General features: G+C 43.6%; 10 protein-coding genes and 1 riboswitch. Of the genes, 6 read left to right on the top strand and 4 right to left on the bottom strand.

What is annotated here, in order from left to right; genetic code table 11:
- Position 1: 1 nt before the first annotated feature.
- Entirely contained in the window at positions 2-2,017 is a 2,016-nt protein-coding gene (csrD, locus tag AB6E54_RS05960) for an RNase E specificity factor CsrD (RefSeq protein ID WP_102332735.1), read from the bottom strand.
- 161 nt (positions 2,018-2,178) lie between these two features.
- Positions 2,179-2,730, bottom strand: coding sequence for a single-stranded DNA-binding protein (locus AB6E54_RS05955; RefSeq protein ID WP_017062970.1), 552 nt, complete (start codon positions 2,728-2,730; stop codon positions 2,179-2,181).
- Positions 2,731-3,008: 278 nt separating this feature from the next.
- Between AB6E54_RS05955 and AB6E54_RS05950 the strand changes: the two genes are divergently transcribed.
- The 4 genes from AB6E54_RS05950 (at position 3,009) to AB6E54_RS05935 (ending at position 9,561) form a co-directional block, all read left to right on the top strand.
- Positions 3,009-3,656 carry a LuxR C-terminal-related transcriptional regulator gene (locus AB6E54_RS05950; RefSeq protein ID WP_102332790.1) on the top strand — a complete coding sequence of 216 codons (648 nt, stop codon included), beginning with the start codon at positions 3,009-3,011 and terminating at the stop codon, positions 3,654-3,656.
- 157 nt (positions 3,657-3,813) lie between these two features.
- Positions 3,814-4,686, top strand: coding sequence for a UTP--glucose-1-phosphate uridylyltransferase GalU (galU, locus tag AB6E54_RS05945; RefSeq protein ID WP_004735975.1), 873 nt, complete (start codon positions 3,814-3,816; stop codon positions 4,684-4,686).
- Between the two features lie 183 nt (positions 4,687-4,869).
- Positions 4,870-7,701, top strand: a complete 2,832-nt coding sequence (gene uvrA, locus AB6E54_RS05940) for an excinuclease ABC subunit UvrA (RefSeq protein ID WP_017061339.1) — start codon at positions 4,870-4,872, stop codon at positions 7,699-7,701.
- Positions 7,702-7,797: 96 nt separating this feature from the next.
- Entirely contained in the window at positions 7,798-9,561 is a 1,764-nt protein-coding gene (locus AB6E54_RS05935) for a PglL family O-oligosaccharyltransferase (RefSeq protein ID WP_372106000.1), read from the top strand.
- A gap of 112 nt (positions 9,562-9,673) precedes the next feature.
- Here AB6E54_RS05935 and AB6E54_RS05930 read toward each other — a convergent pair whose 3' ends face one another.
- Positions 9,674-10,813: an alanine--glyoxylate aminotransferase family protein gene (locus AB6E54_RS05930; protein WP_017061337.1), complete on the bottom strand. Its 1,140-nt coding sequence runs from the start codon at positions 10,811-10,813 to the stop codon at positions 9,674-9,676.
- 176 nt (positions 10,814-10,989) lie between these two features.
- Positions 10,990-11,167, top strand: a riboswitch (Lysine riboswitch).
- A 108-nt stretch (positions 11,168-11,275) separates the two neighbouring features.
- Between AB6E54_RS05930 and lysC the strand changes: the two genes are divergently transcribed.
- Positions 11,276-12,643 carry a lysine-sensitive aspartokinase 3 gene (lysC, locus tag AB6E54_RS05925; protein ID WP_017062973.1) on the top strand — a complete coding sequence of 456 codons (1,368 nt, stop codon included), beginning with the start codon at positions 11,276-11,278 and terminating at the stop codon, positions 12,641-12,643.
- Between the two features lie 115 nt (positions 12,644-12,758).
- On the opposite strand, the gene metH is transcribed toward lysC, so the two are convergent.
- Positions 12,759-16,436 carry a methionine synthase gene (gene metH, locus AB6E54_RS05920; protein ID WP_372105998.1) on the bottom strand — a complete coding sequence of 1,226 codons (3,678 nt, stop codon included), beginning with the start codon at positions 16,434-16,436 and terminating at the stop codon, positions 12,759-12,761.
- A gap of 169 nt (positions 16,437-16,605) precedes the next feature.
- On the opposite strand from metH, the gene AB6E54_RS05915 reads away from it, so the two are divergent.
- Entirely contained in the window at positions 16,606-17,886 is a 1,281-nt protein-coding gene (locus AB6E54_RS05915; RefSeq protein ID WP_017061334.1) for a sodium:proton antiporter, read from the top strand.
- Positions 17,887-18,422 lie beyond the last annotated feature (536 nt).

Below are 18,422 nucleotides of genomic sequence, written 5' to 3'. Positions count from 1 at the left end.
CTTAACTACTACTCTTACGCCATCGATTTCTTCGTCCAACTTTGACAACAGATTCCGCTTTCGCGGCTTTTTCTGCTTGATTAGGCAAAGGGATAATTTGTTGTTCTTCGTCGAAATATCTCCCTTGATAGCCGTTAATGCCTAACTCTATCAAGGTATTCTTTTCTTGTTTTGTCTCGACTCCAACGGCAATAACTTGAGTTGGAGAATCACCACACGCCCCAATTAAGCTTCGAACAAACAGTTGGTTCTCATGCCTTTGGTCGATTTTCTTTATTAGGCTTCGATGAAGCTTAATATAATTAACCTTCAAATCCTTTATATAGTGAGTGCTAACAATGGTTCGCCCAGCTTGGCCAACCACAACTTTACACCCTAAACCTCGCAACATCTTTGCCACCGGTCTCATATAATCAAGATGAGCAATCAAGTGCCCTTCTGGAAACTCAAACGCAAGCTGAGAGCGGTGTTGAGCAGAGAGCTGTAACAACTCACTCCTAAACCACTTAAAGTGCTGTTTATTAGCAAACGGGGTAACATTCAGATTCACTGAATAGTTGATAGGTTGAGTTGATTCTTTCAACGATTTCAACACAACCTTTAGAACCGATTGGTCCATTTGAGCTTGATAACCCACTTGCTCTACCGCAGGCATAAATCGAGACGATTTCAATAAACCTTTGTCAGGATCCTGAATTCTAGTAAATATTTCTCTATGCAATTCATTAACTTGACCAGATTCCGGCATAAGATAACACCGCTGAGCAAAGATTACTAAATTTTCAGGAAGCAGCGCTTTATCAAGTAATGTTCTCCAACGAACACTGCCTCTATCAAGCTCATTCTTATTCTCTTTCGGGTAACGGCTCCAGTTATTAATACGCTCTAACTGAGCACTCTTTAGTGCCGTTTCCGTTTCATCCATGATCTGGCTATGACGCTCACCTTCGGTATACATGGTCACACCAATATGACACCAGTTATCCGACTCTAAAGGCTCTGGCGGAGCTAGCTTATCTAACTGCCTTAAACACTGAGCAGCCAAGGTCGCAATATCTTTTGCGCCCTGATGAGGGATAAATACAGCAAAGTCCGCTTCGTAATAGCGAGAAAAAATGACATCGGGATAGCGTTGAACGATATTCGACAGTACTTCACCGACTTCAATAATAAAGCCGTCTGTGGTTTGCTTATCGTTAGCATCACTAACTTGCTCCCATTCGTCGATACGTATCAGTAACACACCGCCTCGAGCACCACTTTCATGCAGTGCCGATTCCAGCTTATTATCGAATAAAACTCGGTTTGCCGTTCCCGTGAGTTTATCTAGGAAAGTATGGGTACGAATAAAGGTATCAAAGCGACTTCGTTCTTGACGAGCATCTTGTAGCTCTTCAATCAATACATCTAAGGCTTCGCTTGCGGTATAAGGCCACTCTCGCTCATCTCCCTTTGCATGAGCTTCAACCTGACCGGCCAAGATCATTCTTCCTCGCTCTTCCAAGATTTCAGAACCCATGAGTTGTTCTTTCAACCAACGAACACCGCGAGCAAGACAGAACAGAACCAATGCGACAGCCAAAGTAATTGACCACATCGCTTCCATTGAGTAGTTGTAGCCAATATAAGGAGGAAGTGCTTTAAATTCGATTCGGTAGCCTTCATTACGCTCTAAAATGAAGCTTTTCTCATAAAGACGATTGGGATCAATTTGTGGGGAGGTATCTTTGAAACGATAAACGATGCCGGTCTTGTTCGAGAGTTTCATCTCAACAATATTGCTCGCCTGCAACATCTTAGGCATCCAACGCTGCATTGAATACGCGGCGTCAGGGTCTTCCATCTCTTTATCTACAACGTCGACAATGCCAACCAAATAATGGTCTAAATATTCCTGTCCAATACGCTTAAAGGAAAGTGTGCCACCAATAAAAAGAATGAACATCGCGCTGATCACTATCACGGTGACAAATGCGACCAATCGAGTGCTCAATTTTAGTGTCGGGGTATATCTCATGAATAACGAAATCCTTTTCAACTCACATTATACCGTATTGCTACTTATACTATAAATTGACGTTGTAAATAAAGCGTTAAGAATTGTAGGTAACAAAAAGCCGCGATGAACGCGGCTTTTTCCAATTTAATACTGTCTTTATAATATATTAAAAACAGGGACTAAAATGGGATGTCATCATCAAAATCCATTGGCGGCTCATTATATTGAGGTTGAGCCTGCTGAGGAGCTTGTTGAGGTGCTTTTGGCTGCTGTTGAGCGGGAGCACTGTATTGTTGTTGCTGTGGCTGCTGTGGCTGACCCCAACCACCTTGCTGTTGGTTGTTACCCATGCCACCTTGAGCAGGAGCACCACCTTGAGCACGGCCGCCAAGCATTTGCATTACACCATTGAAGCCTTGAACAACCACTTCAGTTGTGTAGCGATCTTGACCGCTTTGATCTTGCCATTTACGAGTTTGAAGTTGACCTTCAATGTAAACTTGAGAACCTTTACGTAGGTACTCACCAGCAACTTCCGCAAGCTTGCCAAACAGAGCAACACGGTGCCATTCTGTTTTTTCACGCTGCTCGCCAGTTGCTTTATCACGCCATGACTCTGACGTTGCAATGGTAATGTTCGCTACTGCGCCGCCATTTGGCATGTAACGAATTTCAGGGTCATTACCTAGGTTACCCACTAATATAACTTTGTTAACTCCACGGCTAGCCATGATTTGCTCCGTCTAAATTCATAGTCTCAGAAAATTTTAGCGCACAAGAATAGCATGCTTTTCTACAGTGATAAATCGCATTCCTATTCTCTCCTCACTACAAAGAATAAAAACGTAACAAATCATGATATTCAGAGCGATGTTGCTTTTTTCTCCACTTACAAACCACTCATTTACTTTGATAATTGATATTCAACGCAAGTCACTATCAAGGCGCTAGAGAAGCTAAAGCCTGCATGACAACGTGGAATCTAATCCCACTCAAACAGGACGTTTCAATGAGAAAATCAAGATACGCTCGCACTTTACACTTTCTGTGCATCGACCCAAACGATACCTATCTACATGTAAAAGAGATAGAAAAGCATTTATCTATTGTTCTCTACAAAATGACACCCGACGCATTAATGCTAGTTGATAGAAAGCAGAGTAACCGGATCTTGCTCGTCGATTACAGAGAGGTACCACAACTACTGATTATTTGTCCTAACCTGACTGTTATGTGGAAAAATCACGAAATCATTTTATTCAATGTCCCCCAGCAACTTCCAACCTCAGAGCTTCTTACCTATGGGGTACTAAAAGGACTCTTTTACAACACTGAACAAAAGGACAAGATTGCTCGTGGTCTTCAAGAAGTCATTGATGGCGATAACTGGCTGCCAAGGAAGGTAACCAATCAACTGTTGTTTTATTATCGCAATATGGTCAATACCAACACCACACCAACCAATGTTGATTTAACCATTCGTGAGATCCAGGTGATTCGCTGTCTTCAATCCGGGTCTTCAAACACACAAATCGCCGATGACTTGTTTATTAGTGAGTTCACGGTTAAATCTCACCTCTATCAAATATTCCGTAAGCTTGCGGTAAAAAATAGAGTTCAAGCGATAGCATGGGCAAACCAGAACCTGCTTGCATAATCGACCCACCTCTTAGTCTGACGATAATTTTGAGGGAAGCTCTAGTAAACCATGGCTATTGTTGCTGAATTTTCGACATAACTTATGCTAGAGTTGCCCTCAGAAATATCAACCACTCAGGTTGAATCAATAATTATTATAGATAAAGGGTCTTATCATGATCAAAAAGTGCCTTTTCCCGGCAGCTGGCTACGGTACACGTTTTTTACCTGCAACCAAGTCAATGCCTAAAGAAATGATGCCTGTAGTAAACAAGCCTCTGATTGAATACGGTGTAGAGGAAGCTATCGAAGCTGGTATGGATGGAATGTGCATCGTTACTGGTCGTGGTAAGCATTCTCTGATGGATCACTTCGATAAAAACTACGAACTCGAACATCAGATCAGCGGCACGAATAAAGAAGACTTGTTGATCAATATCCGTGAAACAATTGAAGCGGCAAACTTCACTTACATTCGCCAACGTGAAATGAAAGGTCTAGGTCATGCTATCTTGACTGGCCGCGAGCTTGTGGGTGATGAACCGTTTGCAGTCGTGCTTGCTGATGACCTTTGTGTGAACGAACAACAAGGTGTGTTGGCTCAAATGGTTGCACTGTACAAACAGTTCCGTTGTTCAATCGTTGCTGTTCAAGAGGTGCCAGAAAACGAAACGCACAAATACGGTGTTATCTCTGGTGAAATGATTAAAGATGATCTTTTCCGTGTTGACGACATGGTTGAGAAGCCAGAACCAGGTACTGCACCAAGTAATCTAGCGATCATTGGCCGTTACATTCTGACTCCAGACATCTTTGAACTTATCGAGCAGACTGAACCAGGTAAAGGTGGCGAAATCCAGATTACCGATGCATTGTTAAAACAAGCCAAAGCAGGCTGTGTATTAGCATACAAATTTAAAGGCCAACGCTTTGACTGCGGTAGTGTAGAAGGCTATATCGAAGCAACAAATTACTGCTTTGAAAATCTATACAAAAAAGACCAGCAACAAATCGAACTAGGTAAGCACTCAACAACAAAAGAAGCTTAATCGCTAGTTTTGGCATACTAACTAATGATACGTAGCGATGAGTTAGTCGCGTAATAAATGATTTAAAGGGTGACTCGAAAGCGTCACCCTTTTTTTGTTTACTGTTTTTTTATCCAGTAAAACTTTGCACAAATCTCACTCTATGTAATACTTTAGCCACTTAAAATTACATGGTCTATTGAGATGGATAAAATAGAAATTAGAGGCGCTCGTACGCATAACCTCAAAGACGTCAACCTAACCATTCCACGTGACAAACTGACTGTCATCACCGGATTATCGGGTTCAGGAAAGTCGTCACTTGCGTTTGACACACTCTACGCAGAAGGTCAGCGTCGTTATGTTGAATCTCTGTCTGCTTACGCTCGTCAATTTCTATCTCTTATGGAAAAGCCTGATGTCGACCATATTGAAGGTCTGTCTCCAGCTATCTCAATAGAACAAAAATCGACTTCACATAACCCTCGCTCAACCGTCGGTACCATTACCGAAGTCTATGATTACCTCAGATTATTGTATGCGCGAGTAGGCGAACCTCGCTGTCCAGACCACAACATCCCTCTAGCAGCACAAACCATCAGTCAAATGGTCGATAAGGTCTTAGAACTGCCTGAAGGCTCAAAGATGATGTTGATGGCACCGATTGTCAAAGAGCGCAAAGGTGAGCATGTTAAAACACTGGAAAACTTAGCTGCGCAAGGCTTTATCCGAGCCCGAATTGATGGTGAAACCTGTGATCTATCCGATCCACCAGCCTTAGAACTTCATAAAAAGCACACCATTGAGGTCGTCGTTGATCGATTTAAAGTACGTCCCGATCTACAGCAACGTTTGGCTGAATCGTTCGAGACCACATTAGAGCTCTCTGGCGGTATCGCTGTCGTCGGCTGGATGGACGAAACGGATCAAGAAGAGATCGTATTCTCTGCTAACTTCGCTTGTCCTAAATGTGGTTACAGCATGCAAGAGCTTGAGCCTCGCCTGTTCTCATTTAATAACCCGGCAGGAGCATGTGGTACGTGTGATGGTCTTGGTGTTCAACAGTATTTTGATCCAAGCCGAGTGATTTTAGATGAGAACCTAAGCATTGCTGAAGGTGCGATAAAAGGTTGGGATCAAAAGAACTACTACTATTTCCAGATGCTAACGTCGCTTTCAGAACATTATGGTTTTGATCTGTATGCGCCATTTAATTCTCTACCGAAAAAGACTCAAGAGATCATTCTAAAAGGATCAGGTCGAACTGAAGTGGAATTCAAGTACATCAATGACCGAGGTGATATTCGAGTTAAGCGTCATCCATTCGAGGGCATTTTAAATACCTTAGAGCGCCGTTACCGTGATACTGAATCGAGCGCGGTGCGTGAAGACCTTGCCAAATACATCTCAACCAAGTCGTGTTCTAGCTGTGATGGCACTCGCCTGAGATTAGAAGCTCGCAATGTTTTCATTGGTGATACAACACTTCCGGAAATCGTTGAACTTAGCATTGCTGACGCACTACAATTTTTCCAAGAATTGAAGCTAGACGGTCAACGTGGGCAGATCGCAGATAAAGTGATGAAAGAGATCAATGATCGTCTGCATTTCTTAGTCAACGTTGGTTTGAACTACCTTAACCTATCACGCAGTGCTGAAACGCTGTCTGGTGGTGAGGCGCAACGTATTCGTTTGGCGAGCCAAATCGGTGCCGGTTTAGTTGGCGTTATGTATGTACTTGATGAGCCATCAATTGGTCTCCACCAGCGCGATAATGAACGTCTATTGCAAACCTTAATTCACCTGAGAGACTTAGGTAATACGGTACTTGTTGTGGAACATGACGAAGATGCAATTCGTTGTGCTGACCATGTTATCGATATCGGTCCAGGAGCAGGGGTGCACGGTGGTCACGTGGTGGCAGAAGGTACCATGCAAGACATCATCGAAAACCCGAACTCTTTGACAGGCCAATACCTGAGCGGTGCTAAAGAAATTGCAGTGCCTGAAAAGAGAACGCCTATCGACAAGAAAAAGGTCGTCGAGATCGTTGGCGCAACGGGGAACAACCTAAAGAATGTGACCGCGACAATTCCTGTTGGCTTGTTCAGTTGTATTACGGGCGTATCAGGTTCGGGTAAATCAACGCTTATCAACGATACCTTCTTTAAAGTCGCCCACACTCAATTAAACGGTGCCACGACTGCAGTTCCAGCAAAGCACAAAAAGATTAAAGGGTTAGAACATTTTGATAAGGTAATCGACATAGATCAAAGCCCTATCGGTCGTACACCAAGATCAAACCCTGCGACCTACACAGGGATTTTCACCCCTATTCGTGAACTATTCGCGGGCACTCAGGAATCACGTTCTCGTGGTTACAAGCCAGGTCGATTCAGCTTTAACGTTCGTGGTGGTCGTTGTGAGGCTTGTCAGGGAGACGGCGTAATCAAGGTAGAGATGCACTTCTTACCCGATGTGTATGTGCCTTGTGATGTGTGTAAAGGTAAGCGCTATAACCGTGAGACTCTAGAGGTCCGCTACAAAGGTAAAACCATTGACGAAGTTCTAGAGATGACTGTGGAAGATGCTCGTGAATACTTCAACCCGGTACCTGTTATCGCTCGTAAACTGCAAACTTTAATGGACGTTGGCCTCTCTTACATTCGCTTAGGGCAAGCAGCTACAACCTTATCTGGTGGTGAAGCTCAGCGTGTTAAATTAGCGCGTGAACTGTCTAAACGAGACACGGGAAAAACCTTATACATTCTCGATGAGCCAACAACAGGCCTTCATTTCCACGATATCCAGCAGCTACTGACGGTATTACATAGACTGCGTGATCACGGTAATACAGTTGTCGTGATTGAGCACAACCTAGATGTCGTTAAAACAGCAGACTGGATCCTAGATCTTGGCCCAGAAGGTGGGCAAGGTGGTGGTGAGATTGTTGCAGAGGGTACACCTGAAGATGTGGCGTTAGTCGAAGGTTCACACACTGCTCGCTTCCTTAAGCCTATGTTAAATTTGAAGTAGGTGTAAAATAGCGCCCTGCGGACAGACAGAAAAATGTTAAAGTAACAGAGCTTGTTTCAGAAGGAACAAGCTCTGTTTTTATAAGGTTAGGGATTTATGGCAACAATACACACTAGCGGTACTCAGCTAGAAAATCAGGTCACTCAGCTACCACTCAACAAAGCATTTCTGGCTTCTTTAGCTGTTGTATTCTTGTTAGCTATGCATTTTTTTATGCCGAATCCTGGTGGTTCGGGCCTTGCTCTATCCTTTAACCCTACCACTTGGCTAGCGCTAAGCTTCACGCTAGCGATTGGCTTTTACCAACTCGCGACCAATCGAGTACTCAAGTATTCCAAATTAACAATTGGCTTGTTGATTAGCTGCATCATACTCACGCTACCCATTTTATACAGCAATGCTGCACCTCAAGGAGCGTCAGGACGCTTGCTTGGATTGTGGGCGGGCTTTGCCTTATTTGTGGTGCTGCAGCAATTTAAGTTCAGCAATAAACACAAGCAACGTATGTTGTGGTTCATTGTACTTGCTGTTGTTATACAAGCACTATTTGGCTATGTGCAATATTTCTTATTAGAACCTGGCAACCTATTTGGCTACAACACTGCTGCAAACCGACCATATGGGATATTTCAACAACCGAATGTAATGGCAAGCTTTCTTGCTACTGGTTTTGTGCTGTCCGCTTACCTTTTAGCAAGGCAGCCGGCTAAATATAACCATAAGATCAGCGAATCATTCCTACTGTATTTAACTCCAACCTTAACCGTGCCCTTGCTGATCATCATTGCATCACGTACCGGATGGTTGGCCGCTGTCATTGGGTTTATCTGCATTCTGCCCTATCTATACAAGTTCTCGACCAAGAAACGCTTCTACGGATGGTGCGCATCAGTGCTCGTCGGTGTCGTCGTCGCTTTTTCGGTGATCAGCCTAAGTGCGACTGATAGCCTCGCTAGCAAGAAAGCGAACCTAGAAAGCCCGCGCGCTTATACGTTCCCGCAAGCTTTAGATATGATGATCGAAAAGCCATTTACAGGTTATGGTTACGGGAAATTTGAGTCTGAATACACGCTATATACAGCTCGCCAACATCAACTCAACTCGAACTATCATCCAGGTCTTCCTTCAATGGATCACCCGCACAATGAGTTCCTGTTTTGGGGAGTTGAAGGGGGGATTGTACCAATCATCGGAATCTTGATTGCTGCAATATTGGTGATGTCACGCATAACAAGTTCAGCAAAGGGAACACGTCTAGCCCTGCTCGCGTTATTTATCCCAATCCTTTTGCACTCTCAACTTGAGTATCCTTTTTACCACTCGGCGATTCACTGGATAACATTCATTATATTGATTTACTGGGTAGATCAGCGCTCTTCCCGACATTATCAACAGTCGTTCAGTATCATTAGCAAGACCCTATTTAGAGTGTTGAGCTTAGTGCTCCCTATTTTGGTCAGTTTTTATATGTTGAGCGCCCTGCACACCAACTATGTACTGACTAAGTTTGAACAATCTAAGCCGAAAAATCCGGACATTCTTAAGCAGGTAACGAACCCAGTAGTGTGGAAAGATCGCTACGATTGGGATATATACAGCACTTACCTTAATATCGGCCTCTACAAAGCCGACCCGAGCCTTATACAGCCTTACATCGATTGGTCACTGGAGATCATAAAGAGTAAACCAAGACCGGCTTTCTACAGCAATCTGATTCTGGCGTATCAAGGCCTAGGAGAAGAAAGTAAAGCAGAGCAAATTCGTAGCGAAGCGAACTTTTTATTCCCTAACAGAGACTTTTCAAAGGTTCAGTATAAGAAAGTGTCACAAGCAGAAGATAACGTTTCGTCTGCAGAATAATGTTAAGAATTCGCAACGCAAGCTTCACTTAGTAGGCAGTAGGAGCTTGGGGTAGATACAAAAAAGCGCACGATCTCTCGTGCGCTTTTCTTTTTAATTTCAGTTCATGCAGCTACTTCAAAACATCTTTTAGCGCTTTTAGGCACAACGCGACATTCTCTTTACGAGCACCGTAACCCATTAGGCCGATACGCCATGCCTTACCAGCCAAAGAGCCAAGCCCAGCACCGATTTCAAGATTATATTCTTCTAAAAGCTGCGTTCTGATCTTAGCCTCATCAATTCCTTCTGGGAAATAAAGTGCATTAAGCTGCGGCAGGCGGCTCTCTTCATCAACCACAAACTTTAACCCTAGAGCTTCTACGCCTTCTTTAAGCTCTTGGTGCATCGCATGATGACGAGACCACGCATTATCTAAGCCTTCATTTTTCAACAAAACCAGCGACTCATGCAGAGCATAAAGGCTGTTCACGGGTGCGGTATGGTGGTAGCTACGCTTACCTTCTCCACTCCAGTAACCTAATACTAAACTTTGATCCAAAAACCAGCTTTGCACTGGTGCTTTACGGGCTTTCATTTTATCAACCGCACGCTGAGAGAAAGTCACTGGAGATAGCCCTGGCACACAAGACAGACACTTTTGGCTGCCAGAATAAACCGCATCAAGCTGCCACTCATCAACCAGCAATGGCACACCACCTAATGATGTCACTGCATCAACAATCGTTAACGCATCAAACTGACGAGCGACAGCAGAGATAGCTTGAGCATCAGATAACGCTCCGGTTGATGTCTCTGCATGCACAAATGCAACAGCAACGGCATCGGGGTTTTCTGCCAATGCTTGTTCTACCTTTTCAACTGAAACGGGCTTGCCCCATTCGTCATCAACAAGGATGGCTTCGCCACCACAACGCACCACGTTTTCTCGCATACGCTCACCGAAGACACCGTTACGACAAACAATCACCTTTTCACCAGGCTCAATCAAGTTAACAAAACAGGTCTCCATACCTGCACTGCCCGGTGCAGAAACGGCAATCGTAAATTCGTTTTCAGTCTGAAAAGCGTATTTAAGAAGTTGTTTAAGCTCATCCATCATCGCAATAAACAGCGGATCTAAGTGACCTATGGTTGGACGGCTCAAAGCCTGTAACACTTGAGGTGAGATATCTGAAGGACCAGGTCCCATTAACGTTCGGTGTGGTGGATAAAAGCTATCGATAGCAGTAGTGAGTGGTAAATTAGACATGTACATCCCTTACGTTAATGTTGTGAACAATCCACCCTAAAGCAAATTGATTACCTCAGCAATTAGCCATAAGTATTGAGGTCAAACCACTGTCACATAATTGTTAAAATTATTTTTCAATTATCTCAAGTTACGGATTGACATTGTTACCACAAAAACGTTCAATGAAACGGCTATCTAGCAGAAGAGGAGCACTGCCCAGGCAGATGTTTTGTGGAACCGCATTTCCAATACAAAACATTTATGGGGAGCAGTGCCGAGATAATAAAAGGATGCAGGACCTTTATTATCGGTTGAGCGGGCTGAATCCCGTCAACTGTCGCCATTTCTATATGGTGAAGAGCTTCTGAGGTTACTATTCTAATAATTCCTCTCTTTTTGCTCTAAAACTCTCTTCGAAAAACATCGGACGTTGGATTACCCAACCGTAATTTTATTTTAGGAAGTCGTGGGAGATATATCGTGAGTGCATCTAATGTAGCTGGTTCTTTTAATGTCGCTAAGTTTGGTGGAACAAGTGTTGCCAACTTTGAAGCAATGAGCCGTTGTGCTGCCATTATTGAAAACAACTCAAACACGAAACTGGTCGTGAGTAGTGCATGCTCTGGTGTCACTAACTTGCTGGTTGAACTAGCAAATGGTGTTCAAGACAAAGCTCGTCGTCAGGAACTAATGGCGCAATTAGCGGACATTCACAACGCAATTCTTGACCAACTCGCAGATCCAATCAGCATCGAAAAAGAAGTCCACAGCATTCTTGATGACATTGCGAGCGCTGCAGAGGCCGCATCATTCCAAACAAGTACTAAACTGACGGATCACCTTGTCGCATGTGGCGAGTTGATGTCGACACACATCTTGGCTCAGATCATCTCTGAACGAGGCACTCCTGCTGTTCGCTTTGATATCAGAGATGTGATGCGTACTAATGATGATTTTGGTAAAGCCGAACCTCAACTAGAAGATATTGCCGCTCTAGCGCAAGAGAAACTGATTCCACTTTGCCAACAACAAGTTGTCGTTACCCAAGGTTTTATCGGCGCTGATAGCGAAGGTAACACCACGACTTTAGGCCGCGGTGGCAGTGATTACTCAGCAGCACTGATTGCCGAATCTGTACAGGCGATTGGTCTAGAAATCTGGACGGATGTTCCAGGTATCTACACCACAGATCCTCGTATTGCACCTAAAGCTTCTCCTATCCCAGAGATCAGCTTTAGTGAAGCATCGGAAATGGCAAACTTTGGTGCAAAGATACTGCACCCTTCAACTCTAGTACCTGCATTGCGCCACCAAATCCCGGTATTTGTCGGCTCTTCTAAAGCACCAGAGTTAGGTGGAACTTGGATTCGCCAAGAAGTTGAAAGCTCACCATTATTCAGAGCACTTGCTCTTCGTTGCAACCAAACGATGGTTACGCTTCGCAGTGCAAACATGTTCCATGCTTACGGCTTTTTGGCGAAGGTATTCGAGATCCTTGCTAAACATAAGATCTCAGTCGATCTCATCACGACTTCAGAGATCAGTGTCTCACTGACTCTCGATCAAACAGACACATCAGGTGGTGCTCCTGAGTTACCAGAAGCTGCTCGACTGGAGCTTGAAGAGTTGTGTTCTGTAGATATTGAACACGACCTATGCCTTGTTGCGCTTATTGGCAACAACATGAGTGAAAATAAAGGCTATGCAAAGCAGGTGTTTGGCACTCTGGAAGATTTCAATCTACGTATGATTTGTTACGGAGCAAGCCCACACAACTTGTGCTTCTTGCTAGATGCATCTGTTTCTAAGTTGGCGATCCAAAAACTTCACCAAGAGTTATTTGAATAAGGCGATGGTTAATTAATTGGTTTTAATTAACCAAACCCCAGATACAAAAAGGGTTGCTCTTGAGCAACCCTTTCTCTTTTTTACTTTACGAACCAAAGCTCGTCATAGATTCAAACTAGTTAATGTTTGGACCTAACCACTTCTCAGCTTCCAACATATCCCAGCCCTTACGATCAGCATAGCTATCCACTTGATCCTGTTGAATCTGTGCAATAGCAAAGTATCTAGCATCAGGGTGTGAGAAATACATACCCGACACTGAGGCACCTGGCCACATTGCGTAACTCGTGGTTAGTGACATGTCGATGGCTTTTTCAACGTCCATCAACTCCCACAACGTGCCTTTCTCTGTATGTTCTGGGCAAGCAGGGTAACCCGGAGCTGGACGAATACCTTGGTACTTCTCTCGAATCAAATCGTCGTTAGACAAATCCTCATCAGGCGAGTAACCCCAAATGTCCTTTCTCACTTCTTTGTGTAAATATTCTGCAAACGCTTCAGCCAAACGGTCCGCAACCGCCTGAATCATAATCGCATTGTAATCATCACCATTAGCTTTATATTCATCAGCAAGCTCTCGCTCACCAATACCGCCAGTAACCGCAAAGCCACCAATCCAGTCAGCTTTACCGCTTTCTTTTGGCGCAATGTAATCAGACAAACAGTAGTTAAAGCCTTTTGGTTTCTCTGTTTGTTGACGAAGATTGTGTAGAACTTTTAGAACTTCGGTACGAGATTCATCGGTATACACCTCAATATCATCACCAACACTGTTCGCTGGGAACATGGCACACATACCACGCGCTTCAAGCAGCTTCTCTTTCTCTACGCGATCCAGTAAATCATTAGCATCTTTGAATAAACGTTTTGCCTCTTCACCCACTTCTTCATGCTCAAGGATTGCAGGGTATTTACCAACCAATGACCATGTCATAAAGAATGGAGTCCAATCGATGTACTGACGCAAAGTTGCCACATCAAAATCATTGAAGATATGAACTCCCGGCTTAGCGGGTGCCGGTGGCGTATACGCATCCCAATCGATAGCAACTTTATTGGCACGAGCTCTTTCAAGCGTGACAGGCTTGGTACGAGGCTTCTTACGATTGTGCTGATCTCGAACGCGATCGTAATCGATATCCAGCTTCTCAACGAAAGCGGGTTTCAATTCATCAGAAAGTAGTGAAGTACAAACACCCACTGCACGCGAGGCATTATTTACGTATACAACAGGTTCTGAATAATTCTGCTCAATCTTAACTGCTGTGTGAGCTTTAGATGTGGTTGCGCCGCCAATCAGAAGAGGCAGCTTGAAACCCTGTCTCTCCATTTCTTTAGCAACATGTACCATTTCATCAAGAGACGGTGTAATCAGCCCAGACAGGCCAATAATGTCGACATTCTCTTCTTTCGCTACCTTGAGAATCTTCTCGCAAGAAACCATCACACCTAAGTCGATAATTTCGTAGTTATTACACTGTAAAACCACACCAACGATATTTTTACCGATATCGTGAACGTCACCTTTAACGGTCGCTAACAAAATCTTACCGTTAGTTGCGCCCACTTCTTTGGATGCATTAATGAATGGTTCTAAATGGGCAACCGCCTGTTTCATCACACGCGCAGACTTTACAACCTGTGGTAAGAACATCTTACCTTCACCAAACAGGTCACCAACAACGTTCATTCCGTCCATTAGAGGACCTTCAATCACTTCAATAGGACGAGAGGCATTAACACGAGCTTCTTCGGTATCTTCAACAATAAAGTCGGTGATACCTTTTACCAAAGAGTGCTCCAAACGCTTCTCTACAGGCCAAGTTCGCCACTCTAATGCAGATTTATCTTCAACCTTACCAACAGCACGCTCTAGGTATTCGGTCGCCATATCCAGCAATCTTTCAGTCGAATCATCACGACGGTTTAGTACGACATCTTCAACAGCATCACGCAGATCTTCTGGAACATTATCGTAAATTTCCAACTGACCAGCGTTTACAATGCCCATATCCATACCGTTTTTAAAACAGTGATATAGGAATACCGCGTGAATAGCCTCACGGACGTAGTTATTACCACGGAATGAGAATGAAACATTCGACACACCGCCAGAGATCATCGCATGCGGGAGATCGCGTTTGATGTCTCCTACTGCTTCAATGAAATCAACCGCATAGTTATTATGCTCATCGATACCAGTAGCCACTGCGAAAATATTCGGGTCAAAAATAATATCTTCTGGTGGGAAACCGACTTCATCAACAAGAATGTTGTAGGCATTGGTACAGATTTCGACTTTACGCTCTCGAGTATCAGCCTGCCCGACTTCATCAAACGCCATCACGATGACAGCAGCACCATAACGACGAACTAATTTGGCTTGCTCAACAAACTTCTCTTTGCCTTCTTTTAGAGAGATTGAGTTAACGATGCCTTTGCCTTGAATACACTTTAGGCCAGCTTCGATAACTTCCCACTTAGAAGAATCGACCATAACAGGTACTTTCGAGATTTCAGGTTCTGAAGCACATAGATTCAGGAATTTAACCATACACGCCTCGGCGTCTAGCATCCCTTCATCCATGTTGATATCGATAATCTGAGCGCCATTTTCGACTTGCTCGCGAGCAACACTCAATGCTTCGTCGTAAAGCTCTTCTTTGATCAAACGCTTGAAACGCGCAGAACCAGTGACATTGGTCCGCTCACCTACATTCACGAACAAAGATTCTTTAGCTATCGTCAGTGGCTCTAGTCCCGAAAGACGACAAGCAACTGGTAAGTCTGGCAATTGACGCGGCGTTACACCTTCAACGGCCTCAGCCATTTGACGGATATGCTCTGGAGTAGTACCACAACACCCACCAATTAGGTTCAAGAAGCCACTTTCAGCCCACTCTTTAACATGTTCAGCCATATCCTCAGGAGAAAGGTCATACTCGCCAAATGCATTAGGCAAACCCGCATTAGGGTGAGCAGAAACATTGCACTCTGAGATACGAGACATCTCACCGACATACTCACGCAGTTCATCAGGGCCCAATGCACAGTTCAATCCAAATGAGATTGGTTTTACATGACGAAGGGCGTTGTAGAATGCTTCTGTCGTCTGTCCTGAAAGGGTACGACCTGATGCGTCAGTGATGGTACCGGAAATCATCACGGGAAGAGCAATACCCACCTCTTCAAAAACAGATTCAACGGCAAAGGCACACGCTTTCGCGTTTAACGTATCAAAGATAGTTTCAATAAGAATTAAATCTGAACCGCCCTTAATGAGCGCGCGAGTCGATTCAGAATAGGCTTCAACCAGTTCGTCAAAGCTAACATTACGGTAACCTGGATCGTTTACATCAGGCGAGATAGAACAAGTTCGGTTGGTAGGGCCTAATACACCCGCGACGAAGCGAGGTTTATCTGGGGTCTTTGCAGTCCATTCATCAGCTGCTTCACGAGCAAGCTTGGCAGCAGCAAAGTTAATCTCTTCACTAAGGCTTTCCATATCATAGTCGGCCATAGCGATGGTTGTAGCGTTAAAGGTATTGGTTTCGAGGATGTCAGCCCCAGCTTCCAAATACTCCATATGGATATCTTTGATAAGTTTAGGCTGTGTAAGAACTAAAAGGTCATTGTTGCCCTTCAAGTCACTGTGCCAATCAGCAAAGCGTTCACCACGATAGTCTTGCTCTTCCAATTTATAATCCTGAATCATGGTGCCCATGCCACCATCAATCAGTAAAATTCGTTGCTTCAACAGAGCGTCAACCTTTTGCCTTACATTACTTCCCACGGTACAACCTCATTCCTTTAATTATCCCTCCATCCTATCACACATTAAAAAGGAGTCTAGACGTCTAAAAAAGGAAATTGATTACTGAGTCATGACAAAAAAATGTTTGCTATTTGAGCATGAGACAACGAAAATTCATATTCATACTTTGTTACATGTTGGAATCCCAATGTCGGTCTATTACACCTTATGCTTCTTGTCCGCTGCAGCCATGCTTATTGCTTTCGTGAATACAAAAATTGGTAAAATGCAGACAACCATCGCCATTACAGCTGGCTCAATGATGTTATCTCTATTAATTATCATTGCGGGACAAAACAATTGGTTCCAATTGGCTGACATCGCCTCAGAAACCGTTGCCAGTATCAATTTTGAAGATTTCCTTCTAAAAGGGATATTAGGATTCTTACTATTTGCAGGCGGTTTGGGAATCAAATTACCAAACCTAAAAGACCAGAAATGGGAAATAACAGTACTCGCGTTAGGTGCTACGCTGTTTTCAACATTCTTTATCGGTTTTGTGCTGTACGGGTTTTGCCAGTTCATCGGTATTCAATTTGATCTGATTTACTGCCTACTCTTTGGCTCGCTAATCTCTCCAACCGATCCCATCGCCGTGCTAGCAATAGTAAAGAAACTCGACGCTCCCAGAAGAATCTCTACTCAAATCGAGGGAGAATCTCTATTCAACGATGGTTTTGGCTTAGTTATCTTCGTAACCCTATTTACTATCGCATTCGGCACAGAAGCGCCAACCGTCGGTAGTGTGACCATGCTATTCGTTCAAGAGGCGATTGGCGGCATTGTCTATGGTTTTGTTTTAGGTCTTGTATTCCACTACCTAATCAGCAATACAGATGACCACTCGATGGAGTTACTATTAACCATCGGCATCCCAACTGCTGGTTATGCGTTTGCTGAAGTTCTACATGTATCAGGCCCATTAGCGATGGTGGTCTCAGGTATCATGATTGGTAACTGGACTCGCTTTATCGGATTCTCAAAAGAGAGTGAAGATCACTTAGATCATTTCTGGGAATTGATAGATGAATTCTTAAACGGCGTATTATTCCTACTAATTGGTATGTCGATGCTGTTATTCAAATTCCACCAAGAAGATTGGATCTTAATGGCTTTCGCAGTCCCTCTAGTATTGAGTGCACGTTACTTGAGTGTTTTCTTGTCTTACATCGGATTTAAACGCTTTAGAACTTACAACCCGTGGTCGATTAAGATTCTAACTTGGGGTGGTTTACGCGGTGGCTTAGCACTAGCCATGGCACTTTCAATCCCTTCAGGTATCTGGGTAATTGAAGACAAAGCAATCGATGTTAAAGAGATAATCCTTGTCATGACATACGCCGTTGTTGTGTTCTCTATTCTAGTTCAAGGCTCAACAATCACTCCTATGATAGAGAAAGCAAAACAAGCAGAGAAAGAGCTAGATTAATATCTAAATAGATCAACCAAGGCCGCCTACTTTAGGTGGCCTTTTTTATACCTAATGAAAGTCAAACTCGCCAATTCCCTCACTGAAGTTATCGTTGAAAGGTATGCGTGGAACATAGAGATTATATCGATATTTGATACCGCGAGTATTTAAGTAGTCGAAAGCCTTGTTGTGGGTATCCAGAACTCTTTAAGTAGGTTAAGTCATACAGAGAACTCGTTCTTGTGCGCACTCGCTAGTCTACCCAATAACCCACTCTCAAGTTATATAAGCTTCAATCGAAAGACTTCACCTTTCACCTGGAAACAAAAATAACGGGACTCAACGTCTCGCTAGAATAGCGTTAGTTATTAACAGGACTGTGGAGCTAGATGAGTGGTGAACGGTTTGAACTAAGTCATTAAATACCGCAAGGCAGCACTAAATCGGTGTTCGATAGAGATAGCTAAAGGAACACTTGGTACTTCTAGTGATACTTGTAATACCAATTAAAGTAAAAATGTGATCTAATTAAGATTGATGAATTATTGTGAAAT

Source organism: Vibrio sp. 10N.247.311.49 (assembly GCF_041467655.1).
Taxonomy (GTDB): domain Bacteria; phylum Pseudomonadota; class Gammaproteobacteria; order Enterobacterales; family Vibrionaceae; genus Vibrio; species Vibrio crassostreae_C.
Note: the sequence above shows the minus strand (reverse complement) of the source record. Positions and strands in the feature narration are given on the sequence as shown.

Coding starts and splice junctions, on each gene's coding strand:
- csrD (WP_102332735.1), bottom strand. CDS start 2,017: ATGAGATATACCCCGACACTAAAATTGAGCACTCGATTGGTCGCATTT.
- AB6E54_RS05955 (WP_017062970.1), bottom strand. CDS start 2,730: ATGGCTAGCCGTGGAGTTAACAAAGTTATATTAGTGGGTAACCTAGGT.
- AB6E54_RS05950 (WP_102332790.1), top strand. CDS start 3,009: ATGAGAAAATCAAGATACGCTCGCACTTTACACTTTCTGTGCATCGAC.
- galU (WP_004735975.1), top strand. CDS start 3,814: ATGATCAAAAAGTGCCTTTTCCCGGCAGCTGGCTACGGTACACGTTTT.
- uvrA (WP_017061339.1), top strand. CDS start 4,870: ATGGATAAAATAGAAATTAGAGGCGCTCGTACGCATAACCTCAAAGAC.
- AB6E54_RS05935 (WP_372106000.1), top strand. CDS start 7,798: ATGGCAACAATACACACTAGCGGTACTCAGCTAGAAAATCAGGTCACT.
- AB6E54_RS05930 (WP_017061337.1), bottom strand. CDS start 10,813: ATGTCTAATTTACCACTCACTACTGCTATCGATAGCTTTTATCCACCA.
- AB6E54_RS05915 (WP_017061334.1), top strand. CDS start 16,606: ATGTCGGTCTATTACACCTTATGCTTCTTGTCCGCTGCAGCCATGCTT.